Annotated in this window: 25 protein-coding genes; 9 read left to right on the forward strand and 16 right to left on the reverse strand. The window is 70.8% G+C overall.

Annotated features, from left to right (window positions below; all coding sequences use genetic code 11):
- Nucleotides 1-169 precede the first annotated feature (169 nt).
- The 3 genes from JOY88_RS13080 (at nt 170) to JOY88_RS13090 (ending at nt 1,052) form a co-directional block, all read left to right on the forward strand.
- Nucleotides 170-436, forward strand: coding sequence for a helix-turn-helix domain-containing protein (locus tag JOY88_RS13080; protein ID WP_293503065.1), 267 nt, complete (start codon nt 170-172; stop codon nt 434-436).
- Between the two features lie 276 nt (nt 437-712).
- A complete protein-coding gene (locus tag JOY88_RS13085) occupies nt 713-886 on the forward strand; it encodes a hypothetical protein (protein ID WP_293503066.1) in 174 nt (57 codons plus the stop codon).
- A gap of 10 nt (nt 887-896) precedes the next feature.
- Nucleotides 897-1,052, forward strand: coding sequence for a hypothetical protein (locus JOY88_RS13090; RefSeq protein WP_293503067.1), 156 nt, complete (start codon nt 897-899; stop codon nt 1,050-1,052).
- A 356-nt stretch (nt 1,053-1,408) separates the two neighbouring features.
- On the opposite strand, the gene JOY88_RS13095 is transcribed toward JOY88_RS13090, so the two are convergent.
- The 3 genes from JOY88_RS13095 to glmS form a co-directional block, all read right to left on the reverse strand.
- Nucleotides 1,409-1,933: a hypothetical protein gene (locus JOY88_RS13095; protein WP_293503068.1), complete on the reverse strand. Its 525-nt coding sequence runs from the start codon at nt 1,931-1,933 to the stop codon at nt 1,409-1,411.
- 329 nt (nt 1,934-2,262) lie between these two features.
- A complete protein-coding gene (locus JOY88_RS13100) occupies nt 2,263-3,303 on the reverse strand; it encodes a GSU2403 family nucleotidyltransferase fold protein (RefSeq protein WP_293503069.1) in 1,041 nt (346 codons plus the stop codon).
- A 78-nt stretch (nt 3,304-3,381) separates the two neighbouring features.
- Entirely contained in the window at nt 3,382-5,241 is a 1,860-nt protein-coding gene (gene glmS, locus JOY88_RS13105; protein WP_293503070.1) for a glutamine--fructose-6-phosphate transaminase (isomerizing), read from the reverse strand.
- Nucleotides 5,242-5,369: 128 nt separating this feature from the next.
- Here glmS and JOY88_RS13110 point away from each other — a divergent pair, with 128 nt between their 5' ends.
- Nucleotides 5,370-5,846: an Lrp/AsnC family transcriptional regulator gene (locus JOY88_RS13110; protein ID WP_293503071.1), complete on the forward strand. Its 477-nt coding sequence runs from the start codon at nt 5,370-5,372 to the stop codon at nt 5,844-5,846.
- A 6-nt stretch (nt 5,847-5,852) separates the two neighbouring features.
- Here the strand turns inward: JOY88_RS13110 and JOY88_RS13115 are convergent, their stop codons facing one another.
- From JOY88_RS13115 to JOY88_RS13140, 6 genes are read right to left on the reverse strand one after another with little or no spacing between them, the layout of a single operon-like run.
- The gene (locus JOY88_RS13115; RefSeq protein WP_293503072.1) at nt 5,853-7,034 is read right to left on the reverse strand and encodes a class I SAM-dependent rRNA methyltransferase; all 1,182 of its coding nucleotides are present in this window, start codon (nt 7,032-7,034) and stop codon (nt 5,853-5,855) included.
- On the reverse strand, nt 7,031-8,545 hold the full coding sequence (locus JOY88_RS13120) for a hypothetical protein (RefSeq protein WP_293503073.1): 1,515 nt from the start codon (nt 8,543-8,545) through the stop codon (nt 7,031-7,033). The genes JOY88_RS13115 and JOY88_RS13120 overlap by 4 nt, the downstream gene beginning before the upstream one ends.
- Nucleotides 8,542-9,465: a tyrosine recombinase XerC gene (locus JOY88_RS13125; RefSeq protein ID WP_293503074.1), complete on the reverse strand. Its 924-nt coding sequence runs from the start codon at nt 9,463-9,465 to the stop codon at nt 8,542-8,544. Before JOY88_RS13125 ends, JOY88_RS13120 begins: the two co-directional genes overlap by 4 nt.
- A complete protein-coding gene (locus tag JOY88_RS13130; RefSeq protein ID WP_293503075.1) occupies nt 9,462-10,175 on the reverse strand; it encodes a DUF484 family protein in 714 nt (237 codons plus the stop codon). The genes JOY88_RS13125 and JOY88_RS13130 overlap by 4 nt, the downstream gene beginning before the upstream one ends.
- Nucleotides 10,172-11,011, reverse strand: a complete 840-nt coding sequence (dapF, locus tag JOY88_RS13135) for a diaminopimelate epimerase (RefSeq protein ID WP_293503076.1) — start codon at nt 11,009-11,011, stop codon at nt 10,172-10,174. Before dapF ends, JOY88_RS13130 begins: the two co-directional genes overlap by 4 nt.
- Nucleotides 11,008-11,886 (reverse strand): lysophospholipid acyltransferase family protein, encoded by an 879-nt coding sequence (locus JOY88_RS13140; protein ID WP_293503077.1) that lies wholly within the window; start codon nt 11,884-11,886, stop codon nt 11,008-11,010. The genes dapF and JOY88_RS13140 overlap by 4 nt, the downstream gene beginning before the upstream one ends.
- 128 nt (nt 11,887-12,014) lie before the next feature.
- Here JOY88_RS13140 and metK point away from each other — a divergent pair, with 128 nt between their 5' ends.
- From metK to JOY88_RS13155, 3 genes are all read left to right on the forward strand, one after another.
- Nucleotides 12,015-13,196, forward strand: coding sequence for a methionine adenosyltransferase (gene metK, locus JOY88_RS13145; RefSeq protein WP_293503078.1), 1,182 nt, complete (start codon nt 12,015-12,017; stop codon nt 13,194-13,196).
- A 218-nt stretch (nt 13,197-13,414) separates the two neighbouring features.
- Complete coding sequence (locus JOY88_RS13150) at nt 13,415-14,956, forward strand: methyl-accepting chemotaxis protein (RefSeq protein WP_293503079.1); 1,542 nt, start codon at nt 13,415-13,417, stop codon at nt 14,954-14,956.
- Between the two features lie 73 nt (nt 14,957-15,029).
- Nucleotides 15,030-16,589 carry a hypothetical protein gene (locus tag JOY88_RS13155; RefSeq protein WP_293503080.1) on the forward strand — a complete coding sequence of 520 codons (1,560 nt, stop codon included), beginning with the start codon at nt 15,030-15,032 and terminating at the stop codon, nt 16,587-16,589.
- Between the two features lie 20 nt (nt 16,590-16,609).
- Here the strand turns inward: JOY88_RS13155 and glcF are convergent, their stop codons facing one another.
- The 6 genes from glcF to JOY88_RS13185 all read right to left on the reverse strand — a co-directional run bounded on the left by glcF (nt 16,610) and on the right by JOY88_RS13185 (nt 22,641).
- Complete coding sequence (gene glcF / locus JOY88_RS13160) at nt 16,610-17,863, reverse strand: glycolate oxidase subunit GlcF (protein ID WP_293503081.1); 1,254 nt, start codon at nt 17,861-17,863, stop codon at nt 16,610-16,612.
- The gene (gene glcE, locus JOY88_RS13165) at nt 17,864-18,955 is read right to left on the reverse strand and encodes a glycolate oxidase subunit GlcE (RefSeq protein ID WP_293503082.1); all 1,092 of its coding nucleotides are present in this window, start codon (nt 18,953-18,955) and stop codon (nt 17,864-17,866) included.
- On the reverse strand, nt 18,952-20,436 hold the full coding sequence (locus tag JOY88_RS13170; RefSeq protein WP_293503083.1) for an FAD-linked oxidase C-terminal domain-containing protein: 1,485 nt from the start codon (nt 20,434-20,436) through the stop codon (nt 18,952-18,954). Before JOY88_RS13170 ends, glcE begins: the two co-directional genes overlap by 4 nt.
- A 66-nt stretch (nt 20,437-20,502) precedes the next feature.
- Entirely contained in the window at nt 20,503-21,219 is a 717-nt protein-coding gene (locus tag JOY88_RS13175; RefSeq protein ID WP_293503084.1) for a PhaM family polyhydroxyalkanoate granule multifunctional regulatory protein, read from the reverse strand.
- A 25-nt stretch (nt 21,220-21,244) separates the two neighbouring features.
- Complete coding sequence (locus JOY88_RS13180; protein WP_293503085.1) at nt 21,245-22,159, reverse strand: TraB/GumN family protein; 915 nt, start codon at nt 22,157-22,159, stop codon at nt 21,245-21,247.
- Nucleotides 22,156-22,641: a retropepsin-like aspartic protease family protein gene (locus JOY88_RS13185; protein WP_293503086.1), complete on the reverse strand. Its 486-nt coding sequence runs from the start codon at nt 22,639-22,641 to the stop codon at nt 22,156-22,158. Before JOY88_RS13185 ends, JOY88_RS13180 begins: the two co-directional genes overlap by 4 nt.
- Nucleotides 22,642-22,711: 70 nt before the next feature.
- Between JOY88_RS13185 and JOY88_RS13190 the strand changes: the two genes are divergently transcribed.
- Together JOY88_RS13190 and JOY88_RS13195 are read left to right on the forward strand one after the other, a co-directional pair.
- Nucleotides 22,712-23,170 (forward strand): DUF6265 family protein, encoded by a 459-nt coding sequence (locus tag JOY88_RS13190; RefSeq protein ID WP_293503087.1) that lies wholly within the window; start codon nt 22,712-22,714, stop codon nt 23,168-23,170.
- Complete coding sequence (locus JOY88_RS13195; RefSeq protein ID WP_293503088.1) at nt 23,167-23,637, forward strand: BON domain-containing protein; 471 nt, start codon at nt 23,167-23,169, stop codon at nt 23,635-23,637. Before JOY88_RS13190 ends, JOY88_RS13195 begins: the two co-directional genes overlap by 4 nt.
- Nucleotides 23,638-23,688: 51 nt before the next feature.
- On the opposite strand, the gene JOY88_RS13200 is transcribed toward JOY88_RS13195, so the two are convergent.
- Entirely contained in the window at nt 23,689-24,588 is a 900-nt protein-coding gene (locus JOY88_RS13200) for a c-type cytochrome (protein ID WP_293503089.1), read from the reverse strand.
- Nucleotides 24,589-24,598 lie beyond the last annotated feature (10 nt).

Consider the following 24,598-nt stretch of genomic DNA (forward strand, 5'->3'; position numbering starts at 1 on the left):
TGCTGCTGGCCGAGCGCATGAGCCCTAAGCAACTGGCCACTTCCAAGCGCGCGCCCAAGGCGGCACAAGCCAGGGGCTATGTCGAAGGCTCCATTGCTCGCTCCCATGTCTCCACCGCCCGTGTGCTCAAACTAGCCCTCGGGAAAAGACCTTGAAAGGGATGGTCCTCATGAGCAAGATCAGACAAGCACTTCAGCTACTGGCCGATGCCAGCCTGAGCGCGCGGCAGGTGGCCGCCGCCCTGGGGATCAGCAAGTCCACCGTCGGCGACATCGCGATGTACGCGCGCGATGCCGGTGTGGACTGGGCGCTGGCCCGCACCCTCGGCGACGATGAGCTGCAGGCCAGGCATACCCGCCGTCGCGTCCGCGCAGCAGTACCCGGCGCGAGCCCGACTACGCAGCGTTGCACCAGGAGCTCAAGCGCCCGGGCGTGACGCTGCAGTTGCTGTGGGAGGAGTACCCGATCTCGGCCCAGTCCAGCAACTCGTGCAACTTCATCGTCGGGGTCGGCGAGCCCTGGACCAGCGGCTTCGCACCCATCAGGAAGAAGCTTTCCATGCGGCAATTGCACCGCAGTCACCGATTTCGCGCATCCGGGAAGTTATTGGGCGCCTCCCTCCGGCACCGATAGGCGTCGCGGTGGGGGCACCCAATGCGGGAATCGATGTGCCAGAGTAAATGGCCCTCAATCCACTGGCGGAGGCTTCACCATGGACGTCAACGTGATCGCAATCGATAAGGTGTTCCAGTTGCACTGGGTCGAACCGGACAGCGGCTGCATGGAGCAGGCGAAGCTCCGACGTGCTCAGGTTCTGTCCTGGTTCGCCAACCGCTCGCCGGCAATTGTCGTGCTGGAGCCGCGCGCTGTCGAAGCTTGGGCATGACGCGCGCCTGGTGCTGCCCAAGAAAGTTCGCCCCTTCGTTCATGGCAACAAGGCCGATGCCGCCGACGCGCAGGCCATCTGGACGGCCAGCCAGCAACCGGGGATGCGCTTCGTCCCCGTCAAGAACGAGGCGCACTGGCGCTGCATCGGCTGCGCGCGCAACTGATGAAGGCGCGCATCATGCAGACCAACGAGCTGCGTGGAATCCTTTACGAGTTCGGCATCGTGCTGCCGGAAGGCCATCGCGCCTTGCTCAAGGAACTGCCGGCAGCTCTGCGGGAGGCACAAGAGCGACTGCCAGCGATGCTGATCGACAGGACGAGGACACTCCGACGAGACCGCCGAGCATCAAGCTCGCTCTGCAGATGGGAGCCTCGTCGGCGAATGCCATCAGGGCCGGCAGGCTTGTTCGCCTGCACTACAGGCCGGATATAAGACTGCAGCCCTGACTCCTGCTCAGATCGCCAAAAGCTGCTTGCAATGTAATAGTCCGACGAACACCCCTGGTCGGCCCCGCGTCGATCAGACGTCAACGAGATGTCGGAGCAATCCGAAGGCGACTCGCCATTTCTGGCCGTCGCTGTCCAGTGTGGCGGTGTGTTGATTGACGCGCACGATCAGGCCAACGCGGTGCTGCAGATTCGTGTCGGTGAAGGTCACGCGGTTGCCGACGCGGAAGTCGGTACGACCGGCGATCTCGGGTGGCGGACGCGGCTTGTCAGGTTTGACTTCCGCCGCTGAGGCCGAGTCACTCCCGGTCGATGTCGCGCCAGGGTCGGCGATGATCGCCCCGTAGTGGACCTTGAAGGGCTTGCTGTAGGCCGCATCATGGATGGCCACGTGGTCCCCGTGCATGCCGACGACTCGTCCCGAGTGCAGCTTCCCGTCTGCCCACTGCAGGTATTGGACCTGCTGGCCGGTGTGCAACTGCGCACGCGCCTGGACGATGCGTCTTGGGTCGGCCAGCAGTTGCTCGATGACCCAACTGAGCTGGTACAGCTCGGCGCTGCTCGCCATGGGCAGCTCTTCGATCAGTTTGATGCGCATGCGCACATTCTGCCGATGCCCGCTGGGCTTGCGCTCAGGCCGCCAGCGGCATGTCCTTCGCGCTGGCTTCGTCCGCCCACTGTGCCGCAACCACCCACGGCAGCAACTCGTGAGTGTCCGAACATCCCCGTCATTGCGGCGCCGGGCCTGATGGGCGAAGGCGGAACTTCAGGCTAAAGGACGTTTTCGGACGGTGGCTGCGGGTCAACGACCCGAACGCCATGAGTCTGAGCCAGTTCGGCCCGGATCGACATGGTGGGGAGATCGCCAACACGGAGATGGACCGCCTTGCAGCCGAGCGCCGGCGCCAAGGGCTTGCCTAGTAGCTGCTACTGCCTCTGTTCGGTAGCGGCCGCCAGGCCCTCACCGACCCGGGGCCAGGTGCGCTGCAAGGCCTCCAGCCCCACGTCCAAGGCCTTGCGCCAGGCCGGTCCGCGGGCGCGCGTCTGGGCGACTATCTCCACGATGCTGTCGGGATCGCGCTGCAGGAAGTAGTCGATCAGCGCGGCAGCCTGGGCGATGTCCTTCTTGGTTTTGGACCGACTGTCCCCGGTGCGCTCGGCGGCCACGAGCAGCTTGCCCGCGGCGTAGGTGGCCGGCGCCGGCAGGTTGACGACGATGGCCGAGGTACCGCCCAGCAGTGCCGCGGGGATGGGCGCCTCGAGCGCCAGCTCCATGAAGCGCCGCGGCTGCAGCGTCACGTTGAGCGCGCGGCAGTCGACCGGTTCATCGCCCGTGCGCGTCCTGGAGGTCAGCCAGTCCAGATCGAAGTCCAGCTCGTCCGGCTTGACGTAGCGCGTTCCCGAGTTCACCGGCACGAATCCCATCTGCAGCGACTCGATGGCCGAGTGGGCGTCGACACGGGCGTCAGGCGCCAGAGCCAGCGAGAGATTGCGGCCCGCATGGGCGAAGTCCAGGTCGACCGTCTGGCCCGGATCCCCCCAGATCACCCCGAGCACGTTCTGGTAGGCCAGGAAGGCATGCGTGCCCACTACGAGCGCGCCTGCAGAAAACACCCCGTGATCAGCCAGCCGCTTGAGAACTCGAAAATGCTTAGGCGCCACCGTGTAGCAGCCCAGTGCCGCGGCCGCGTTGGCCAGCTTGCGCAAGTGCTCCTGGTTTGCGCTCGCGGTCTCGTTGCGACCGGCTTCGATCAGCGTGCGGGTTGCTACGTCGTCCGGCCCGACGTAGATCTGCTCGAGGCCGGCCGGGCCCTTGCGCTGGTAATACCAGTACTGCTTGCCGTGGATCCGCTTGGACGTGAATCCGCCCGGCAGATCCGCCGGCGAGCGATTGAGCTGCGCCATGCGAGCTGCCGACAGCACGGAGGAGTAGGCGGCCTGGGCTGCCAGGCTGTTGTCGATGAACATGTTTCTATACTACCTTTTTAAGTTTGGTAGTACAGCGATTTCTCACCACAAAACCCCTCGTCACCCCACCCGCGCCGCTCACTCCACCGTCACAGACTTCGCCAGGTTTCTCGGCTTGTCCACATCCGTCCCCCGCGCGCAAGCCGTGTGGTACGCCAGCAGTTGCAGCGGCACGACGTGCAGGATGGGTGACAGCGCACCGTAATGCTCGGGCATGCGAATGACGTGCAGGCCTGCCTCGCTCTCGATGGCCGTGTCGCCGTCGGCGAACACATAGAGCTGGCCGCCGCGGGCGCGGACTTCCTGCATGTTGCTCTTGAGCTTCTCCAGCAGCGCGTCGTTGGGCGCCACGGTAACGACCGGCATCTCGGCCGTCACCAGCGCCAGTGGGCCATGCTTGAGTTCGCCGGCCGGGTAGGCCTCGGCATGGATGTAGCTGATCTCCTTGAGCTTCAGCGCACCCTCGAGCGCGATCGGGTAGTGCAGGCCGCGGCCCAGGAACAGCGCGTTCTCCTTGCGCGCGAACTCCTCGCTCCAGGCGATGACCTGCGGCTCCAGCGCCAGCACGGCCTGCACGGCGACGGGCAGGTGGCGCAGCGCCTTCAGGTGCGCGGCCTCGTCGGCCTCGCTGAGCCTGCCGCGCGTCTGCGCCAGCGCCAGCGTCAGCAGGAACAGGCCGACTAGCTGGGTCGTGAAGGCCTTGGTGGAAGCCACGCCGATCTCTGCCCCGGCGCGCGTGATGTAGGCCAGCTCGCATTCGCGCACCATGGCGCTGGTGGCCACGTTGCAGATGGTCAGCGTGTGCTGCATGCCCAGCGCGCGGGCATGCTTGAGCGCGGCGATGGTGTCGGCCGTCTCGCCGCTCTGGCTGATGGTGACGACCAGCGTGCGCTCATTCGGAACGCTGTCCCTGTAGCGGTACTCGCTGGCGATCTCGACGCTGGTCGGGATCTTGGCAATGCTCTCCAGCCAGTACTTGGCCGTGGAGCCGGAGTAGTAGCTGGTGCCGCAAGCCAGGATGAGGACGTTGTCCACCTCCTTGAAGACGCGGTAGGCGCCGTCGCCGAAGAGTTCGGGGCTGATGCCGGCCACCGCGTCCAGCGTGTTGGCAATGGCCACCGGCTGCTCGAAGATCTCCTTCTGCATGTAGTGGCGGTAGGGCCCCAGCTCGGCGGCGCCGCTGTGGGCGTGCACGGTCTTCACCTCGCGCTGCACGGCACCGTAGCGGCCCGTGGTCGTGTCCTGGCGGCTGATCCAGTAGCGGCCCAGCTGCAGGTCGACGACGTCGCCCTCCTCCAGGTAGACGATCTGGTCGGTCACGCCGGCCAGCGCCATCGCGTCGGAGGCGACGAAGTTCTCCTGCTCGCCCACGCCCAGCACCAGCGGCGAGCCCTCGCGGGCGGCGACGACGCGGTGCGGCTCGTCGCGGCAGAACACCGCCACGGCATAGGCGCCCTTCAGGCGCGGCAGGGCCTGCTGCACGGCGTCCAGCAGGTCGCCGTCGTAGAGATGGTCGATCAGATGGGCGATGACCTCGGTGTCGGTCTGGCTGGCGAAGGCATAGCCGCGGCCCGTCAGCTCGGCGCGCAGCTCGTCATGGTTCTCGATGATGCCGTTGTGGACCAGCGCAATGCGACCGACGCCGTCCGTGCCGGCGTTCGGGCCGGCCGAGAAATGCGGATGGGCGTTGTGCACCGCCGGCGCGCCATGCGTGGCCCAGCGGGTGTGGGCGATGCCGGTGCCGGCCGAGATGCCGTCCTGGTCCGCCTGGGCCTGCAACTCGGCCACGCGCGAGGTGGAGCGGGCACGCTTCAGGCCGCCGTCCTGGTGCACGGCCACGCCGCAGGAGTCGTAGCCGCGGTACTCGAGGCGCTTCAGGCCCTCGACGAGGATGGGGACGATGTTGCGCTGACTGACCGCGCCGACGATGCCGCACATGGGTGACTCTCCTTGAGGAAGGGCCCATGCTAGGCAAGCCAGCATGGCATATGCATGCAAATTTCATTAACAAATGATGGAAAATTTCTTGCATCATTCGAGATGAAACTTTCTTTCGCATTCAAGCCATGAATGAAGAGTTTGACGCCATAGACCTGCGCTTGCTGGACGCCTTGCAGGCCGATGCCTCGCTGAGCAACCAGGACCTGGCCGCCCGCGTGGCGGTGTCGCCAGCCACCTGCCTGCGGCGCGTGAAGCGCCTCGTCGATGCCGGCGTCATCGAGCGGCGCGTGGCCATCCTGTCGGCGGACCGGCTGGGCGTCGGCCTGCATGCACTGCTGGAGATCACGCTGGACCGCCAGGGCGCCGAGCACCTGGACGCCTTCGAGGCCCGGGCCGTGCAGGAGGCGGCCGTGCAGCAATGCTGGCGCGTGTCGCCGGGGCCGGATTTCGTCCTCGTCGTGCAGGTGGCCGACATGCCGGCCTATCACGCCCTCACCCAGCGCTTGCTGACCCAGGACGCCAACGTGCGCAACATCAAGGCCTTCTTCAGCGTGAAGCGGGCCAAGTTCGACACGCGGCTGGGCCTGCCCGGCGCGCGCTGACGCCGCTCAGCGCCGCAGGATGCCCAGGCCCTTCAGGTAGTCGCCCTCGGGGAAGCGCACGGTCTGCGGGTGGTCGGCCGCAGCCGACAGCCGCTCGACGATGTAGCCGTCCACACCCGCGTCCAGGCCCGCGCCGGCAACGATCTTGTGGAACAGGTCCGGCGCGATGCCGCCCGAGCAGGAGAAGGTGTAGAGCAGGCCGCCGTCGTTCAGCAGCATGAAGGCCAGGCGGTTGATGTCCTTGTAGGCGCGCGCGGCGCGCTCGGCATGGGCGGCCGTGGGCGCGAACTTGGGCGGATCCAGCACGATGGCGTCGAAGCGCCGGCCCTCGGCCAGGCAGCGGCGCAGCGTCGCGTTGACGTCGGCGTCCCAGGCCTCGTGGCGGGCCGCGTCGAAGCCGTTCAGCGCGACATGGGCCTTGGCCCGCTCCAGCGCCGGGCCGGACGAATCCACGCTGACGACCTGCCCCGCGCCGCCGGCCAGCGCCGCGACCGAGAAGCCGCCGGTGTAGCTGAAGCAGTTCAGCACGGTCTGGCAGCCGTACTGCTTCACCGCGTCGGCGAAGCGGCGGCGGCTGTCGCGCTGGTCCAGGTAGTACCCGGTCTTGTGGCCCTGGGCCACGTCCAGCGTCAACCGCCAGTCGTGCTCGCGGATGGTGATCGCGGTCTCGCCTTCGCCGCGCAGCCAGCCCGTCTGCACCGGCAGGCCTTCCCACTCGCGGGCCTGGGCGTCGGAGCGCTCGTACAGGCGCGTGAGGCCGGTTGCCGCCAGCAGCGCGTCGGCGATCACGCCCTTCCAGCGCTCGACGCCGGCGCTGGTGAACTGCGCGACCAGCGTGTCGACATAGCGGTCCACGATGAGCCCGGGCAGGCCGTCGGCCTCGCCGTGGATGAGGCGCACCGCGTCGGACGCGACCGCCAGCCGCGCCCGCATCGCCAGCGCCTGGGCGATGCGGCGCTGGAAGAAGGCGGCGTCGATGCGCTCCGCCTCGTCGAAGCTCCAGGCGCGCAGGCGGATCTGCGACTGCGGGCTGAACGCCGCCCAGCACAGGAAGGCGCCGTCGGCCGACTCCACGCGCACCGTCTCGCCCGAGTCGCCGCCGCCGCGCGCGACGGAGCTCTCGAACACCCAGGGATGGCGCTTGACGAGGGAGCGCTCCTTGCCCGTCCGAAGCGTGATCTTCTTCATCGCTGCAATGTCCCGTAGGCGTAGCTGAGCGCCAGATGGAGCAGCGGCGTGGACTGGTCGGCACCGCGCATCGTGCGGAACTCGCCGACACCGGCGCGCAGCCGCAGCCGCTCGCCGACGGGCCATTGCGCCCACAGCTCGGCCTGGGTCACGGCGCCGCCGCCCACCTTGACGCCGCCGCCGCCGGCCGCGCCCACCAGCCATTCCGCGCCGACGCGCATGTCCCCCAGCAGCGGGCGACTCTGCAGGCCCAGGCCGAACAGGCCGAAGGAGTAGGCGCCCGCGCTGCCGGCCGCCGCGCTGCCGGCCTGGGCCGCACCGTAGAGCCAGGGCGAGAACTCGCGCGACAGGTTCACGGCCAGGTGGCTGACGGCCTCGCGCCGCCCGTCCTTGAAGCGCACGCGCGGCAGGTGCATGACGCTGGCGCCCAGCTGCTGCACGCGCACCGTGCCGCCGGCGTCGTCGCCCACCGTCCAGTTGGGACGCTGGTCCAGCGGCATGCTCAGCGCGGCGCGCAGGAAGTTGGCGCTGTAGCTGCCACTGGGCGCATGGGTGCGGCCCACGTCTATGCGCAGGCTGGGGCCCCAGGGCGTGATCCAGCGCAGCGTGGGGCCGGCGCGCAGCAGCCAGCCGTTGCCGGTGTCCACATTGCCGCCGCCGCCCAGGCCCAGGCCCAGTTGCCCGCCCACGCGCAGCCGCGGCGAGCCGAACAGGCCCCAGTCCTGGCCGATCTGGCCCAGCACTTCCATGTAGCCGTCGACACCGCCCTTAGCCGCGCCGGCGGCCTCGAAGCCCCACCAGCTGCCTTCGGCGATGTATTGGCGCAGGTCTGCGCCGGCCTTGCCGACCTTGCCCGCATAGGGCGCGCCGCTGCGGGTCAGGCTGGACCCGCTCGGGCTCTCGAAGCCGCCGACCAGCGAGATCTCGTCGAAGCCCAGGCCGGTGCGCCGCGTCGCGCGCCCCGGCTGGCCGGCATCGGCGGGCGAGAAGCTGGAGAAGTCCATGGCCCGGCCCAGCGTGAACGCAAGGCCCACGCCGCTCTTCACGTTGCCGCTGGGGAAGCGGATCTGCGAGATGCCGACGCCGGAGTACCAGGCGCCGGCCTCGGTGCGCAGCGACAGCTCGGGCCTGAGCATCAGCCCGCCACCGAAGCGCATCTGCTCGTTCGACAGCCCGCCGCCGGCACCGACGTAGAGGCTGGCCGCCAGATGCGTGTTGCTCGACAGCCGCCAGCGCCGCTGGCCTGTGAAGCCGACGGTGAAGATGCCGCCGTAACTGCCCTTGGCCGCGCCGTAGAAGCCGGGGCCGAAGCCCCAGTCGTCGTCCAGCGCCATCAGGTAGCTGATGGACGCGAACGCGGTGCGCCCGCCGTCGGGCATCTTCATCCTGGTCCAGTTGCCCTCGATCGCGGCGGGGCGCACGGTCTGGATGCGCGCGAAGGGTGCGTCGTCGGGCGTGGCCCAGGTCGTCGTCGGCAGCAGGGCCACCAGCGCGGCAAGTCGGAATCTCATTTTTTGGCTCGGGGGTGCGCCGCGTCGTAGATGCGCGCCAGGTGCTGGTGGTCCAGCTGCGTGTAGACCTGGGTCGTGGTGATGTGGGCATGGCCCAGCAGCTCCTGCACCGCACGCAGGTCGCCGCTGGACTGCAGCAGGTGGGAGGCGAAGCTGTGGCGCAGCATGTGCGGGTGCACGTGGGCCGGCATGCCGGCCTGCACGGCGCGCGTGGACAGCATCGCGCGCAGCGTGGAGCCGGCCACGCGATGGCCGCGCGCGCCGACGAACAGTGCCGGCTCGCCGGCCGCCGCCAGCTGGCCGCGCACGGCCAGCCAGGCCTGCAGCGCGTCAGCCGCGGCGCGGCCCAGCGGCGTGCTGCGGCGCTTGCCGCCCTTGCCCAGCACATGCACTTCGGCGGACTCCAGGTCCACCCAGCCGGCCGCATGGCCGCTGGCCCGGACGTCCAGGCCCATCAGTTCGGCCGCGCGCAGGCCGGCGCCGTACAGCAGCTCCACGATGGCGCGGTCACGCGCCTCCAGCCGCGAGTCGGCGATCTCGTCGGGCACATGGCTGGCCAGTTGCACCGCATCGTCCACGCCCAGCGCCTTGGGCAGGGGCTTGGGCGCCTTCGGCGCGCGCAGGCCGTCGAAGGGGTTGAGCGCGACGCGGCCCTGCAGGCCCAGCCAGCGGTAGGCGCTGCGCCAGACCGACAGCAGCAGCGCGATGGACTTGGGCGCCAGGCCCTCGCGGTGCAGCAGCGCCGCCAGGCGTCGCGCCTGCGCGATGCTCAGGGAGCGCGCCTCGATGGCGCCCTCGGCCAGCATGGCCTGCAGGCGCGCCAGACCGTCGGTGTAGAGGCGCAGCGTGCGCGGACTCAGGCGCTGCTGCACGCGGGCGTGCTGCAGGAAGTCCTGGAAGTCCTGCGCAAGCTCCGTCATGCGGCGAGCAGCCCCGCCAGGCCCGCGCTGGCGATCTCGCCGACGCGGGTCAGGAAGTCCGTGCCCATCTCGGCCGTGTAGCGCGTCGGGTCGGGCGAGCCCAGCACCAGCAGGCCGAAGGGCTTGCCCTCGTGGACGCCCGGCTGGCACAGCGGGATCAGCGCCAGCGAGGTCGCCGTGCCGCCGCTCTCGCTCAGGCCCAGCCAGCGCGCCGCCTCGAAGCCCGAGTTGACGCCGCAATAGGGCTGGCTCAGGCTGGACGCGAAGCTGCGCACGTCGGCGCTGACCGAGGCGGCGAACTCCGAGGTCGCGTGCGCGGGCGCCACGCCCCACAGGCGCAGGCCGGCCTGCGGGATCAGGAACTGGTGGCGCAGCTCGGCCAGCAGCACATGCGGCAGCTCGGCCGGCGTGCCGGCGGCGCGCATGACGGCCAGCGTCCAGCGGTGCAGGCGGTCGGCGATGGCGACGTTGTCCTGGCCGTTGCGGATCATGTCGACGATGCGCAGCTCCAGGCCCTTGATCTTGTCGCGCAGCATCTCGGCCTGGCGCTCCTGCAGCGACACGGCGCGCGCGCCATGCGGGTGCTGCAGCTGCACCGTGGCCAGCAGCGCCGCGTGGCGCTCGAAGAAGCCCGGCGTGGCCGCCAGGTAGTTCGCGATGTCGGTTTCGGTGATGCCTTGCACCGCATCGGCGGCGGGGTTGGAACTCACAGCTCGATTTCTCCGTCAAAAACTTGGGTGGCCGGGCCGGTCATCAGCACGGGGTTCTGGCCGCCGGCCCATTCGATGCGCAGCTGGCCGCCACGTGTCTGCACCTCGACCGCGGCATCCAGCCAGCCGAGGCGGATGCCGGCGACGACGGCCGCGCAGGCGCCGGTGCCGCAGGCCAGCGTCTCGCCAGCGTCACGTTCGTAGACGCGCAGCGCGATGCGGTCGCGGGCCAGGACCTGCATGAAGCCGGCGTTCACGCGCCGCGAGAAGCTCGCGTGGTGCTCGATGCGCGGCCCCTGGGTCAGCACCGGCGCGGCCTCGACATCGGCCACGCGCTGCACCGCATGCGGGTTGCCCATGGACAGCACGGCCAGTTCGGCGCCCTCGATGGGCCACAGCTCGAAGCCGTTGACGACGCGAGGCTCGAGCCCGCTCGCATCGAAAGGCAGGGCGGCATGCTCGAACACCGGCGTCCCCATGTCCACCGTCACCCGGCCATCGTCCTGCAGCGTCAGCCGCAGACGGCGGTTCAACGTGTCGACCTGGATCTCGCGCTTGTCCGTCAGGCCGGCGTCGACCACATAGCGCACGAAGCAGCGCGCGCCGTTGCCGCAATGCTCCACCTCGTCGCCGGTGTTGTTGAAGATGCGGTAGCGGAAATCCGCGCCGGCATCCGTGCCGGGCTCGATCACCAGGATCTGGTCACAGCCGACGCCGAAGCGGCGGTCGCCGAGGCGCCGCATCTGCTCGGGCGTCAGGCTGAAGGGCTCTTTCGTCGCGTCGATGACGACGAAGTCGTTGCCCGCGCCCTGCATCTTGGTGAACCGCACTCTCATGGGGCCGGATTATCCGGTGCCGCCCCGATGTCCAGGCCACGTGGCTGCTTGTAACGGTGATAGCCCCACAGGTATTGGCCCGGCGCGCGCCGGATCAGGCCCTCCATCGCGGCGTTCACCGTCGTGGCGGCGTCCTCGGCGGACGCCTCCTTCGCGATCTCGGGGGCGGGCAGCACGTGCACGACGAAGCCCGCGCCGCCGGGCAGCCGCTCGCCCCAGATCAGCAGCAGCGCCGCCCCCGTCTGCTGTACCAGGCGGGCCGCCAGCGTCATCGTGTAGGCGGGCTTGCCGAAGAAGGGGGCCCAGACCCCCAGGCCGTCCGGCGGCACCTGGTCGGGCAGCAGGCCGATGACCTCGCCGCGGCGCAGCGCGCGGATCATCTGGCGCACGCCGGCCAGCGAGGCCGGCGCCGTGGCCAGGCCCGGTCGCTCGCGCGATCCGGCCATCACGTCGCGCAGGCTGGCCTGGCGCGCCGGCCGGTAGAGCACGGTGATGGGCGCCTCGGGCGTCGTGAAGCGCTCGGCGATGGCCTGCGCGCAGATCTCGAAACAGCCCATGTGCGGCGTCAGCATGACCAGGCCGCGCTTCTCGGCCAGGGCCTGCGCGATCAGCTCACCGCCGTCCCATCTCAGCTTGTCGCCCAGGGGCTTGGCACGGGTGCCCACCCACAGCCAGGGCAGCTCCGCCGTCATTCGCCCGGCCGCCGCGATCGCCGGCCGCGCATCCGCCCAGGCCACCCCGGCCTGGGCCACATTGGCCTGGAAACGGCGCCGGTAGACGCCCGAGGCGGCATAGACGACCCAGCCCAGGCCGGCACCCAAAGCGTGCAGAAAAGCCAGGGGCAAGCGGGACAGCAAGCGAAAGACCCAACCCATTTCCTATAATTGGCACATCGCCGAGTTATTGAACTACTTGCGGGGCGATTCACAAATCCTGCTAAAGCGTTCGCCGCACCCTCTGGAGCAACGGCGATCGCCGTCAACCAAGCAACCGGAGTTTAAAAGTGGCGAACGACTTCCTCTTCACGTCTGAATCTGTTTCCGAAGGGCACCCCGACAAGGTGGCCGACCAGATCTCCGACGCCATCCTGGACGCGATCTTCGAGCAGGACCCGCGCAGCCGCGTGGCCGCCGAGACGCTGTGCAACACCGGCCTCGTCGTGCTGGCCGGTGAGATCACGACCAACGCCCACGTCGACTACATCCAGGTCGCGCGCGACACCATCAAGCGCATCGGCTACGACAACACCGAATACGGCATCGACTACAAGGGCTGCGCCGTCCTCGTCGCCTACGACAAGCAGAGCAACGACATCGCCCAGGGCGTGGACCACGCGTCCGACGACCACCTGAACACCGGTGCCGGCGACCAGGGCCTGATGTTCGGCTACGCCTGCGACGAGACGCCCGAGCTGATGCCCGCGCCGATCTACTACGCGCACCGCCTCGTCGAGCGCCAGGCCCAGCTCCGCAAGGACGGCCGCCTGCCCTTCCTGCGCCCGGACGCCAAGAGCCAGGTCACGATGCGCTACGTGGACGGCAAGCCGCACAGCATCGACACCGTCGTGCTGTCCACCCAGCACGCGCCCGAGTACTCGCTGGGCGACCGCATGACGGACGCCTTCTACGAGGCCATCCGCGAGGAGCTGATCAAGCCCGTGCTGCCCAAGGAATGGCTGACGGCCGAGACCCAGTACCTGATCAACCCGACCGGCCGCTTCGTCATCGGCGGCCCGCAGGGCGACTGCGGTCTGACCGGCCGCAAGATCATCGTCGACACCTATGGCGGCGCCTGCCCGCATGGCGGCGGCGCGTTCTCGGGCAAGGACCCGTCCAAGGTCGACCGCTCGGCCGCCTACGCCGCGCGCTACGTGGCCAAGAACATCGTCGCCGCCGGCCTGGCCCGCCAATGCCAGATCCAGGTCGCCTACGCCATCGGCGTGGCCCGCCCGATGAACGTGACTGTCTACACCGAGGGCACCGGCGTCATCCCCGACGAGCAGATCGCCAAGCTCGTCAACGAGCATTTCGACCTGCGCCCCAAGGGCATCATCCAGATGCTGGACCTGCTGCGCCCCATCTACGCCAAGACGGCCGCCTACGGCCACTTCGGCCGCGAGGAGCCGGAGTTCACGTGGGAGCGCACGGACAAGGCGGCAGCACTGCGCGCTGCGGCCGGGCTGTAAGGCCCTGCCGCCGTCGCCTGGGCGACCAGGCCGCCTTGGGCTGGAGTTCATGTCGCGCGGCGACGTGAGCGAGAACCACAAGGCCTCCCCCTTCCGACACCGCCCTACGGGGCGGTGTTTTTCTTGGCCCTGCGCCTGCGCTGCGACATGTAGAGTCAGCGCACCGACAGGGTGCGCGCGACGCTGCCCGCCGTCGTCAAGGAATCACGGAGGTGACGATGAAGATTCAGTCCTTGCGGATCGGAACCCGGCTGGTGCTGGGATTCGGCATCGTGCTGCTGCTGCTGGTGATCGCGGTGGGGCTGAGCTATCGCCAGATCGGCGCGGTCGGACCTCACATCGACCTGCTGATGTCGCTGCAACGCCGCCAGGAGATGGCGCAGGACTGGCGCACGCTGACCCAGCTCAACGTGACCCGCACCGATGCGGTCGCGCGCGCCGGGGGCGCCGGCCCCGTGGCCGACTTCTTCTCGCCGCAGATCAAGACCACCAGCGCCCGCATCAACGAGCTGCAGGAGGGCCTGACCCAGCTCATCGACAGCACGCGCGGCAAGGCCTTGCTGACGGAAATCGCGGCGGCCCGCAAGGCCTACATCGACATCCGCAACCAGGTCTTCACCCAGCTCAAGGCCGGCGAGGCCGACGCCGCGCTGCAGACGCTGGAGACCAGGATGCGTCCGGCGGCCGAGACCTATGTCAGCGCGATCAGCCGCATCGCCGACTTCCAGGGCGAGCGCGTGCGCACCGAGACTGGCCAGATCATGGAGGAGTCCCGCCGCACCCAGCTGACGATGCTGGGCCTGGCCGTGGCCTGCCTGGCCGTGGGCATCGTGGCGGCCTGGCTGATCACGCGCTCGGTCGTGGGTCCGCTGCGCGCCGCCATCCACGAGGCGGAGGAGGTCGGGCGCGGCGACCTGTCGCGCGAGATCCGCGCCAACGGCCGTGACGAGACGGCCCAGCTCACGCACGCGCTGGCGCGCATGCAGCAGGCGCTGCGCGGCCTGGTCGGCTCGGTGCGGCACAACGCCGACAGCGTGGCCACGGCCAGCTCCGAGATCGCCACCGGCAACAACGACCTGTCGGCCCGCACCGAGGCCCAGGCCAGCGCGCTGGAGCAGACGGCCGCGTCGATGGAGCAGCTGTCGGCCACGGTGCGCCAGAACGCCGACAACGCCGAGCAGGCCGACCGCCTCGCCCAGGACGCCAGCCGCGTCGCTCAGCAGGGCGGCGCGGTGGTGGGCGAGGCCGTCGAGCGCATGCGCGGCATCGAGGAGAGCTCGCGCAGGATCGGCGACATCATCGGCACCATTGACGCGATCGCTTTCCAGACCAACATCCTCGCGCTGAACGCCGCCGTCGAGGCGGCCCGCGCCGGCGAGCAGGGCCGCGGCTTCGCGGTCGTGGCCAGCGAGGTGCGCATGCTGGCGCAGCGCAGCGCGGAGGCGGCGCGCGAGATCAAGGGCCTGATCGGCGACAGCGTGGAGCGCATCGAGGAGGGCGCCGGCCTCGTCAACCGCGCTGGCGAGACCATGGAGGAGGTCGTCTCGGCAATCGGCCGCGTGGCCGGCATCGTGCGCGAGATCAGCTCGGCCAGCCGCGAGCAGAGCGCGGGCGTGGCCCAGGTCGGCGAGGCCATCACGCAGATGGACCAGGCCACGCAGCAGAACGCGGCGCTGGTCGAGCAGAGCGCGGCTGCGGCCGAGAGCCTGCGCCAGCAGGCCGACGAGCTGGTCCGGCTGGTCTCGACCTTCAGGACTTGAGCGGCCGCGCATTGCGTGCCCCGTCCGCCCTGCGGGCGGGATAGGAAAACCTCAAGGTTGAAGGAGACGAGACGTGCAGCCATCTCAAGCCCCGTCGTGGGCGTCGCCCCTGGCTCTCGCGCGGGCGGCCGCGGCAGCGCTGGCAGCCAGCGCCCTGCTCTGCCCGGGGGCGCAGGCCCAGGACACGGCCTCCACCGAGGCTTCGACCCTGCGGCGCAACGAGGCGCGGCTGATGCTGGACTACCAGACCGTGCGCGTGCAGGGCGACAGCGCCATCGACCTGGCCGGCTTCCACGTCTATCTGCCGGTGGCCGAGGGCATCGCCGTCGGGGCCGGCCTGATGGCGCCGCTCGTCTCAGGCCGCTATGGCGGCTTCATGGGAGCCAGCGTCGGCGTGCAGGGCCGCTGGCGCCTCGGCGGCCCGGTCGTGGCGCTGGCGACGCTGTCGGCGGGCGGCGGCGCCGGCGGGCGCAGCCCGGAGCATGCCAAGCGGCTGTCCGGCACCGGCAGCTTCGTGCGCGGGCAACTGGCACTGGGCTATGACGCCGGCGACTACACGCTTGGCGCCGGCATTTCACGGATCAATTTCCGCCAGTCGCTCATCGACGGCAGCCAGCTGAACCTGTTCCTGGAGCTGCCCTTCAGCTACCTCAGCGGCTCCTATGCCCGGCGCGGCCAGCCTCTGTCGGCGACCGACGACGAGCGCGCCGCCCGCGAGATGGGCGAAAGCATGCTGAGCTTCTCGCTCGACAACTACCGCCAGCTCAACGCCACGGGCAGCTACGCCGGCACGGTGCGCACGGGCGAGTTCCAGTTCAGCCACTTCCTGACGCCGCAGCTGTACTGGTTCGCCAGCTTCGCCAGCGCCTACAGCGGGCTGCCCACCTACAACCAGCTGCTGGGCGGCGCGGGCTGGCGCTGGCGCGTCTCGCCGTCCTGGCGGCTCTACGCACAGCTGGGCCTGGGCTCCGGCGGTTATGCGCCGGAGCAGATCGACACCGGGCCCGGGCTGCTCGTGTATCCCAAGCTCGCGGCCGAGTATGCGCCGAACCCGACCCTGGGCGTGGCGCTGTCGGCGGGCTACCTGACGGCGCCCAAGGGCAGCTCGCGCAACCCCACGTACGGGCTGACGCTGACCCGCCATCTGCGCTCCGGCCAGGGCGGCGATGCCGGCGCGCCGCCGGCCCACTACGAAGGCCTGCGCATCACGCTGCTGCACCAGACGGACGCGCAGCTGCGCTATCGCGGCATCGAGCGGCCGGCGCTGCACATGATCGGCCTGCAGATCGACATGCCGGTCAGCGAACGCTTCTACCTGCCGCTGCAGGCGTCCGCGGCCTACACGTCCTACCTGGGCTACCCTGGCTACGCCGAGATCTTCGCGGGCCTGGGCGTGCAGACGCGGCTGGCGCCGGGCGAGCGCGTGCAGGCCTTCGGGCAGCTGATGGGCGGCGCGAACGTGCATGGCAAGGGCGGCAAGATCAACGCCGGCCTGCGCTATGTGCTCGACGACCGTCTGGCCATGAGCGTGAGCGGCGGCCGCATCGAGGCCCGCAGCGCCGGCGGTGGCCGCTATGGCGCCAACAACCTGGTGCTGGGACTGGACTACCGCTTCGCCGTGCCGGCGCGCTGAGCCGCGCCCCGGCCGCCCGTTCAGGCCGCCGTGCCGACCCCGCGCAGCGCATCGTCCAGCACCTCCACCCAATGCCGCACGGGCTGGGTGGTGCCGCTCTGCAGGTGCTGGATGCAGCCGATGTTGGCCGACACGATCTGCGCGGCCTGCAGCGGCGCCAGTGCGGCGAGCTTGCGGTCACGCAGCTGCTTGGACAGCTCGGGCTGCAGCACCGAGTAGGTGCCGGCCGAGCCGCAGCACAGGTGGCTGTCGGTCGGCGCGCAGGCAATCTGCAGCCCCAGCTCGCGCAGCGCGGTCTCGACGCCGCCCTTGAGCTGCTGGCCATGCTGCAGCGTGCAGGGCGGGTGATAGGCCAGCGGGCCCGGCCTGGCCTTGAGCCTGGCCTTGAGCTGCGGCACCAGCTCGGGCAGCAGCTCGCTCAGGTCCCTGGTCAGCTCGCTGATGCGACGGGCCTTGTCGGCATAGGCGGGATCGTGGGCCAGGGCATGGGCATAGTCCTTGACCGTGACGCCGCAGCCCGACGCGTTCATCACCAGCGCCTCCACGCGCTCGCCGCGGCCCGACACCAGCGGCCACCAGGCGTCGATGTTGCGGCGCATGTCGTCCAGCGCGGCCTCGTGGTCGCCCAGGTGCTCGCGGATCGCGCCGCAGCAGCCGGCGCCGTCGGCCACCACGGTCTGGATGCCGGCCGCGTCCAGCACCCGGGCTGTCGCGCTGTTGATGTTGGGCGCCATGGCCGGCTGCACGCAGCCCAGCAGCAGCGCCACCTTGCGGTTGAGCTGGCGCGTGGGCCAGTCGTGCGCCGTCACGGGCGGCTTGGCCGGCACCTTGTCCTTCAACGAGTCGGGCACCAGCGGCCGCAAGACCTGGCCCAGCTTCATCGCCGGCTTGAAGAGGGGCGAGGTCAGCCCCTCCTTCAGCAGCCAGCGCACGCGCTTCTCGCCGCCCGGGCGCGCCACCTTGGCGTCGACGACGCGCCGGCCGATGTCCACGAGGCGGCCGTACTCGACGCCCGAGGGGCAGGTCGTCTCGCAGTTGCGGCAGGTCAGGCAGCGGTCCAGGTGCAGCTGCGTCTCGCGCGTGGGCGTGGCGCCCTCCATGACCTGCTTGATCAGGTAGATGCGGCCGCGCGGGCCATCCAGCTCGTCGCCGAGCAGCTGGTAGGTCGGGCAGGTGGCCGTGCAGAAGCCGCAGTGCACGCAGCGCCGCAGGATGGCCTCGGCCTCGGCGCCCTCGCGGGTGCCGGCGAATTCGGGGGCAAGCGTCGTCTGCATTCAGAGGTGGGGGTAGAGGCGGCCGGGGTTGAAGACGCCATGCGGGTCGAAGGACGCCTTCAGGCGCTTGTGGATGGCCGCCAGCGGCGCAGAAAGCGGCGCAAAGGCGCCGCAGCCCTTGTCCAGCGCGCGGAACAGCGTCGCATGCCCGCCCGCGCCGGCCGCGGCCTCGCGCACCGCAGCGGGCTCCAGCGGCGTGACGACCCAGCGCTGCGCGCCACCCCATTCGATCAGCTGCTCGCCGTGCAGCTTCAGCTCGGGCGCCGTGCTGGGCAGGCTCAGCCGCCACAGCCGGGCGCCGCCAGCCACGGCACGTTCGGCGCCGACGAAGAACTCGTCGGACTGGTCGCGCAGGCCGGTCCAGAAGGGCTCGGCCAGCTCGGCCGGGATGAGGTCGCCGCCCAGCCTGGCGGTCGCCGCCTCGACGGCCGCCTGCGCACCCGCGAGGCGCAGCACCAGGGCACCGTCCCACCAGGCACTGGCCTCGATGGGCAGGGGCTGGCCGCCCCAGGCGTTCAAGGCCTGCAGCGCCGCGGACTGGGCCAGGTCGAAGCGCAACGTCGCCCCGGCCGCCGGCAGCGGCAACACCTTCAGCGTGACTTCGGCAATCAGGCCCAGCTGGCCCATCGAGCCGGCCAGCGCGCGGCTGACGTCGAAGCCGGCGACGTTCTTCATCACCGTGCCACCGAAGTTCAGCAGCTCGCCGCGGCCGTTGATGAGGACGGCCCCCAGCAGGTGGTCACGCACCGAGCCCAGCGCCGCGCGGCTGGGGCCGGACAGGCCGGCCGCCACCATGCCGCCCACGGTACCGCTGCCGCCCGGACCTCCCGCAAAGCGCGGCGGCTCGAAGGCGAAGCGCTGGCGCTGTTGCGCCAGCCGCGCCTCCACGTCGGCCAACGGCGTGCCGGCCAGCACGCTGATGAAGAGCTCGCTGGGCTCGTAGGCCGTGATGCCGTTCAGCGCCAGCGTCGACAGCACCTCGCCCCGCGGCGCCTCGCCGTAGAAGTCCTTGCTGCCGTGGCCCGTGACGCGCAGCGGCGTGCCGGCCTTCCCTGCTTCTTGCAGGCGTGCCTGCAGATCGTCGAAATTCAAAACCGCTCCAGCTCGGGAAAGGCCAGCAGGCCGCGCCTGACATGCATGCGGCCGTACTCGGCGCAGCGGCTCAGCGTCGGGATCTGCTTGCCGGGGTTCAGCGTGCCGGCCGGGTCGAAGGCGCTCTTCAGCGCCAGCATCTGCTCGCGCTCCGCGGCGCTGAACTGCACGCACATCGAGTTGAGCTTCTCGACGCCCACGCCATGCTCGCCCGTCACCGTGCCGCCCAGGGCGACGCTGCGCTCCAGGATCTCGGCGCCGAACTGCTCGCAGCGCTGCAGCTGGTCGGGATCGTTGGCGTCGAACAGGATCAGCGGATGCAGGTTGCCGTCGCCGGCATGGAAGACGTTGGCGCAGCGCAGGCCGTACTTCTTCTCCATCTGCTGGATGTCCAGCAGGATGGTGGCCAGGTGCTTGCGCGGGATGGTGGAGTCCATGCACATGTAGTCGGGGCTGATGCGCCCGGACGCCGGGAAGGCGTTCTTGCGGCCGCTCCAGAAGCGCAGCCGCTGCGCCTCATCGGCGCTGACCTGGCAGCGCGTCGCGCCGCTGGCCTGCAGCACCGCCTCCATCTTGGCGACCTCCTCGGCCACCTCCTCCGGCGTGCCATCGCTCTCGCACAGCAGGATGGCCTCGGCGTCGAGGTCGTAGCCGGCGTGCACGAAGTCCTCCACCGCCGCCGTCATCGGCTTGTCCATCATCTCCAGGCCGGCCGGGATGATGCCCGCCGCGATGATGGCCGCGACCGCGTCGCCGGCCTTGCGCACGTCGTCGAAGCTGGCCATGATGCAGCGCGCCAGCATGGGCTTGGGCACCAGCTTCACGGTGACCTCGGTGACGACGGCCAGCATGCCCTCGCTACCCACCACCAGCGCCAGCAGATCCAGGCCCGCCGCATCCAGCGCCTCGCTGCCGAACTCGATGGCCTCGCCCTCCACCGTGAAGCCGCGCACGCGCAGCACGTTGTGCAGCGTCAGCCCGTACTTCAGGCAGTGCACGCCGCCGCTGTTCTCGGCGATGTTGCCGCCTATGGTGCAGGCGATCTGGCTGCTGGGGTCGGGCGCGTAGTACAGGCCATGGGCGGCAGCCGCCTCGCTGATCGCGAGGTTGCGCACGCCGCACTGCACGCGTGCCGTGCGGGCCAGCGGGTCGATCTGCAGGATCTGGTTGAACTTGCCCAGCGCCAGCGTGAGGCCGGCCGCATGCGGCATCGCGCCTCCCGACAGGCCCGTGCCCGCGCCGCGCGCAACGACCGGCACGGCCAGCGCGTGGCAGGCCTTCAGCACGGCGGCCACCTGGGCCTCGGTCTCGGGCAGGGCCACGGCCAGCGGCCGCTGGCGGTAGGCGGTGAGCCCGTCGCACTCGTAGGGCGTGGTGCTCTCGGTGGTCCACAGCAGCGCGTGCGGCGGCAGCAGCGGCTCGAGGGCCTGCACCAGCCGGGCTTGCGCGGCGGGGTCGGCGGCGACGGATTCAGCAATCATGACGGCCCGGACTTTAGCGGCCCGCACCGCCTGCCAGGGGCCGGGCGCGAGCCGCTGACGGCGGCGTCAGGCCTTGCCGCGCTTGGCGGCGACTGCCTTGGACGCCGGCTTGCGCGCCGCGGGCTTGGGCGCGACGCCGGCCGACAAGCCCTTGGCGACGCTGCCCACCACCGCACCGGGCATGGTGGCCGCGCGCTTGAGCGTGTCGCTGGCGGCGTCGAAGCTCTGCTTGACCAGCGTGCCGGCGAGGTTCTTGGCCGCGTCGGTGGCGGTGTCCTTCATCGCCGTGGTGGCGAGCTGCGTGAACTGCTGGCTCAGCGCAGTCCACCACTGCGTCGGGTCCACGACGCCGACCGGCGCCGCCTTGGCGGCCACGCTCTTGACGGCCTTGGCGGGGGTCTTGGCCGCCGTCTTCACGGCCGCCTTGGCCACGGGCGCCGCGGCGGCCGCGACCTCGGACGGGACGCCGGGCCAGGCCGGCGCGTCGACGGGCAGCTTGAGGCTGTCGCGCAGGTCGGCCAGCGGCACGTTCATGGACTTCAGCGTGGACAGCGTCATGCGCTGCACCTCCAGCGCCTGGATGGTGGCGCCCAGCATGCGGGCGTTCTGCTCCAGCCAGAACTGCACGGTGCGCAGCTCCTCGATGCGCTTGGCCAGCTCCTCGGGGTTGATCGTGGGCGCCACCCACTGGCCTATGCCCGGCAGCGCCGAGCCGGCGTTCTTGACCAGGCTCTGCAGGAACTCGAAACCGGGCACGAACTTGGTGAAGCTGTTGTCGGTCATGGTGTGTCTCCTGTGATGGGCCATCCTACTTGCTGGGCCACAGGGCTTCGACGTCGAAGCCCTCGGCCGCCAGCAGCCGGGGCAAGGCCTGCGGCCCGCTCATGTGCAGCGCGCCGACGGCCACCAGCAGGCGCTGGCCGGCACCGTGCAGCGCGGTGATGCGGGCGGCCAGCAGCACGTTGCGGTCGTCGTTGACGCGCTTGAGCCAGGCACGCTCGGCGGCGGTGTCCGCGCAGGCGCACCAGCGCGGGTAGTCCGCCAGCGTCTTCAGGTCGCCGCGCGACCAGGCCGTGGCGAGCTTGCGCAGCGGCGCCCGCACCTGGCCGCCACGCAGCTGGCGCAGCGTGCCGTCGACGACGGCCGGCAGCTCGGCCGCCTCCGGCGCCAGCGCATCCAGCTGCTCCTCCACGCTCTCCAGCGACTGCACCGGCCGCCCCTCGCGCCGCGCCCAGGCCAGCAGCATCTGCTCCTGGCCGAAGCCGGGGTCGAAGCCGTCGCGGCGCGCCTCCAGCAGCGTCAGCGTGGCGAGCTGCAGCATCACCGGCAGCGCGCTCAGGGCCCCCGGCGGCAGGCAGGCGGCGCGGGCCTGGGCCTCGATCTGGCGGGCCTGGGCCGGCGCCGGTGCCTCGTCCTGAGGCCGGGTGGCCAGCGCGGCACCGACGTCGGCGGGGTCCAGCTCGACGGCCAGCACCTCGGTCGCCGCCCAGGCGGCACGCAGCGCCGGGCCGGGGTAGGCCCAGTCGGCCTTGCCGACATGCAGGCTGCCGAACAGATAGCTGCTGTGGCCGCCGCGGCTGATGCGCCACAGCAGGCCGCGGTCGGGCGCGCCGGTGGCCCAGGCCGCCGCCTGCCCGGCGTCGGGCAGGGTCGGCACCGGCGGGCAGGCCGCGTGGGCGCCGCCGGCCAGCAGCGCAAGAGAAAGCAGCAGGGGTCGGATCATTCTTTGGGCTCGATGCGGAGTTCGCCGGGTTTCTGGGAGAAATGCAGCCGGCCCAGCACGTCCATGCCCAGCAGTGGCGCCTCGAGGTCGGGCAGCACGGTCACAGGCAGCTTGTCGGCGCGCACGCCGCCGTCCAGCGCGATGTCGGCCCGCGCGACGAAGCCACGGGCGGTGCCGCCGGCCGTCTGCGTGCGCACCGCGCCCAGCGGCTTGAGGCCGGCGCGCTCGGCCAGGCGCTGCGGCAGGGCCGTCGACGTGGCGCCGGTGTCGACGAGGAAGTCCACTTCGATGTCGCCCACGCGGCCGGGCCAGTGGAAATGGCCGTCGTCCGCGCGCGTCAGCACGATGGCCGTGCCGGCCAGCCTGAAGCGGCTGGCCTCGCGCTCGCGCTCCCAGGCCTTGAAGCCCAGGAACAGCACGAGGAACACGAGCAGCCAGATCGTGAGCAGCTTGAAGCTGTGGGAGAGGTCTTGTTGCGCCACGGTGCGACGATGCCACAAGCCGGCCGGCGCCGGTTTGCGCGGGCCCCTGCGGCAGCCCAGAATCGCCGGCATGAAGCCCCTCATCGCCGTTCTGCTGTCGGCGGCCTGCGCCGCGGCCCAGGCCGACCCCTTCGCCCCCGTTGCCTGGCTGGCCGGCTGCTGGAGCCAGCAGGGGCGCGAGGCCGGCTCGGTCGAGCACTGGATGGCGCCGGCCGGCGGCGTCATGCTGGGCATGGCGCGCATGCTGAAGAACGGGCGCGTCGTCGAGTTCGAGTTCATGCAGATCCGCGCCGATGCCGATGGCCGGCTCAGCTTCGTCGCCCAGCCGCAGGGCCGGCCGCCGACGGCGTTCCCGCTGTTGCGCCAGGCCGAGGCCGAGGCCGTGTTCGAGAATCCGGCGCACGACTTCCCGCAGCGCGTGCTGTACCGCCGCGAGGCGGCCGACCGGCTGGTGGCCCGCATCGAGGGCCGGAGCAACGGCCAGGAGCGCGGCATCGACTTCCCCATGCAGCGCACGGCCTGCCCGTGAAGGCACTGCTCGCCGCGCTGCTGCTGGCCGGTGCTGCCGACGACGAGCGGCTGCTGAACCGCTTCGACGATCCCTTCGAGGCGGTGTCGGCCGACATCGCCGACTGCCCGGAGCCGCGCGGCCCGCGGATCACGGCCGCCGAGGCGCGCGTGCAGGCCCACCACCGCGCCGAGCGCGGCACCACCTGCTGGCTCGCCGGCCGGTGCAGCGAACCCAACGCCTACCGGTTCGACGCCGCGATCGCCGCCACGCTGCGCGAGGCGCTGCGGGACACGCCGGCCCTGCACCCCAGCAGCCTGTGGTTCACCGTGCAGGGTCGCATCGTCTACCTGGAAGGCTGCGTCGATGGCGCGGCGCAGGCGGTGGCGCTGGAGGTCCGGGCGCGCGGACTGCCGGACGTCCAGCAGGCCCTGGCCCTGGTACGGGTCGGCCCCGGCGGCCCCCTGCCCTACCGGCGCATGCCGTGAGCCTGCCGGAACGGCTCGCCAACGCCAACGCCGGCGCGGACGGCCGACGCGTCAGCGGCTGCCGAAGTCCCGGGCCGGCAGCGTCAGCAGGAAGGCGTGCAGGCCGCGCAGATCGACGTCGTTCATCTGCGACAGCGACGCAAAGGGCATGACGGCGATGGCGCCGCCGTCCGGGCGCTTGCCGCTCTTGATCATCGCGATGAAGGCATCGGCGCTGGGATAGCGCGCCATCGCACTGCCGCTGCCGGGCGTCAGGTTGGCGGCGGCCGGCCAGTCCGGCGGGCCGCCGGGGATCTTGCCGCCGCCAAAGCCCTGGCCATGACAGCCCACGCACATCTGCGCGACGTAGCGCCCATGCACCGCCGTCGGCCCCTCAGGCACCGGCGCGGGCGGCGGCAGGCCGTGGTCGATCTTGGCGGCTGCATCCTGGATCAGGCCAAGGCCGTAGAGCACGCGCACCGGCGGCGGCAGCCGGATGAGCGTCGTCTCGCCGCTGACCGCGGGCATCTGCTTCACGTAGGCGATCAGCGCGCCGAGGTCGGCGTCGGTGAAGCGGTTGTAGTCCTCGCTGGGCATGACCAGCAGCGGCCGGCCTTCGGTACTGAGGCCGTGGCGGATGGCGCGCACCCAGTCCTCGACGCGGTAGGCCGCCGTCGCCGAGCCGGGCCCGGCGCTGATGTGGGGCGTGACGACCAGCATGCCGCCGCTGTCGATGGCCTTGCGCCCGGCGCCCTCGGCGCCATGGCAGTCCGCGCAGCCGCGCGAGTTGAAGAGGTAGCGGCCGCGCTCGATGGCGGCCACGTCCGTGGGCAGGGCCAGGGGCGCGATGCTGACATCGACGCGGCGAGCCATCTTGCGCTCGGCCTGCAGCCAGCCTATGGCAGCCAGGGCGGCGGCGGCGATCAGCAGCAACCCGACGGCGATGCCCAGCCACTTGAGGAGCCTGTTCATAACCTCTCCT

Source organism: Roseateles sp., assembly GCF_019237615.1.
Lineage (GTDB): Bacteria > Pseudomonadota > Gammaproteobacteria > Burkholderiales > Burkholderiaceae_C > Pelomonas.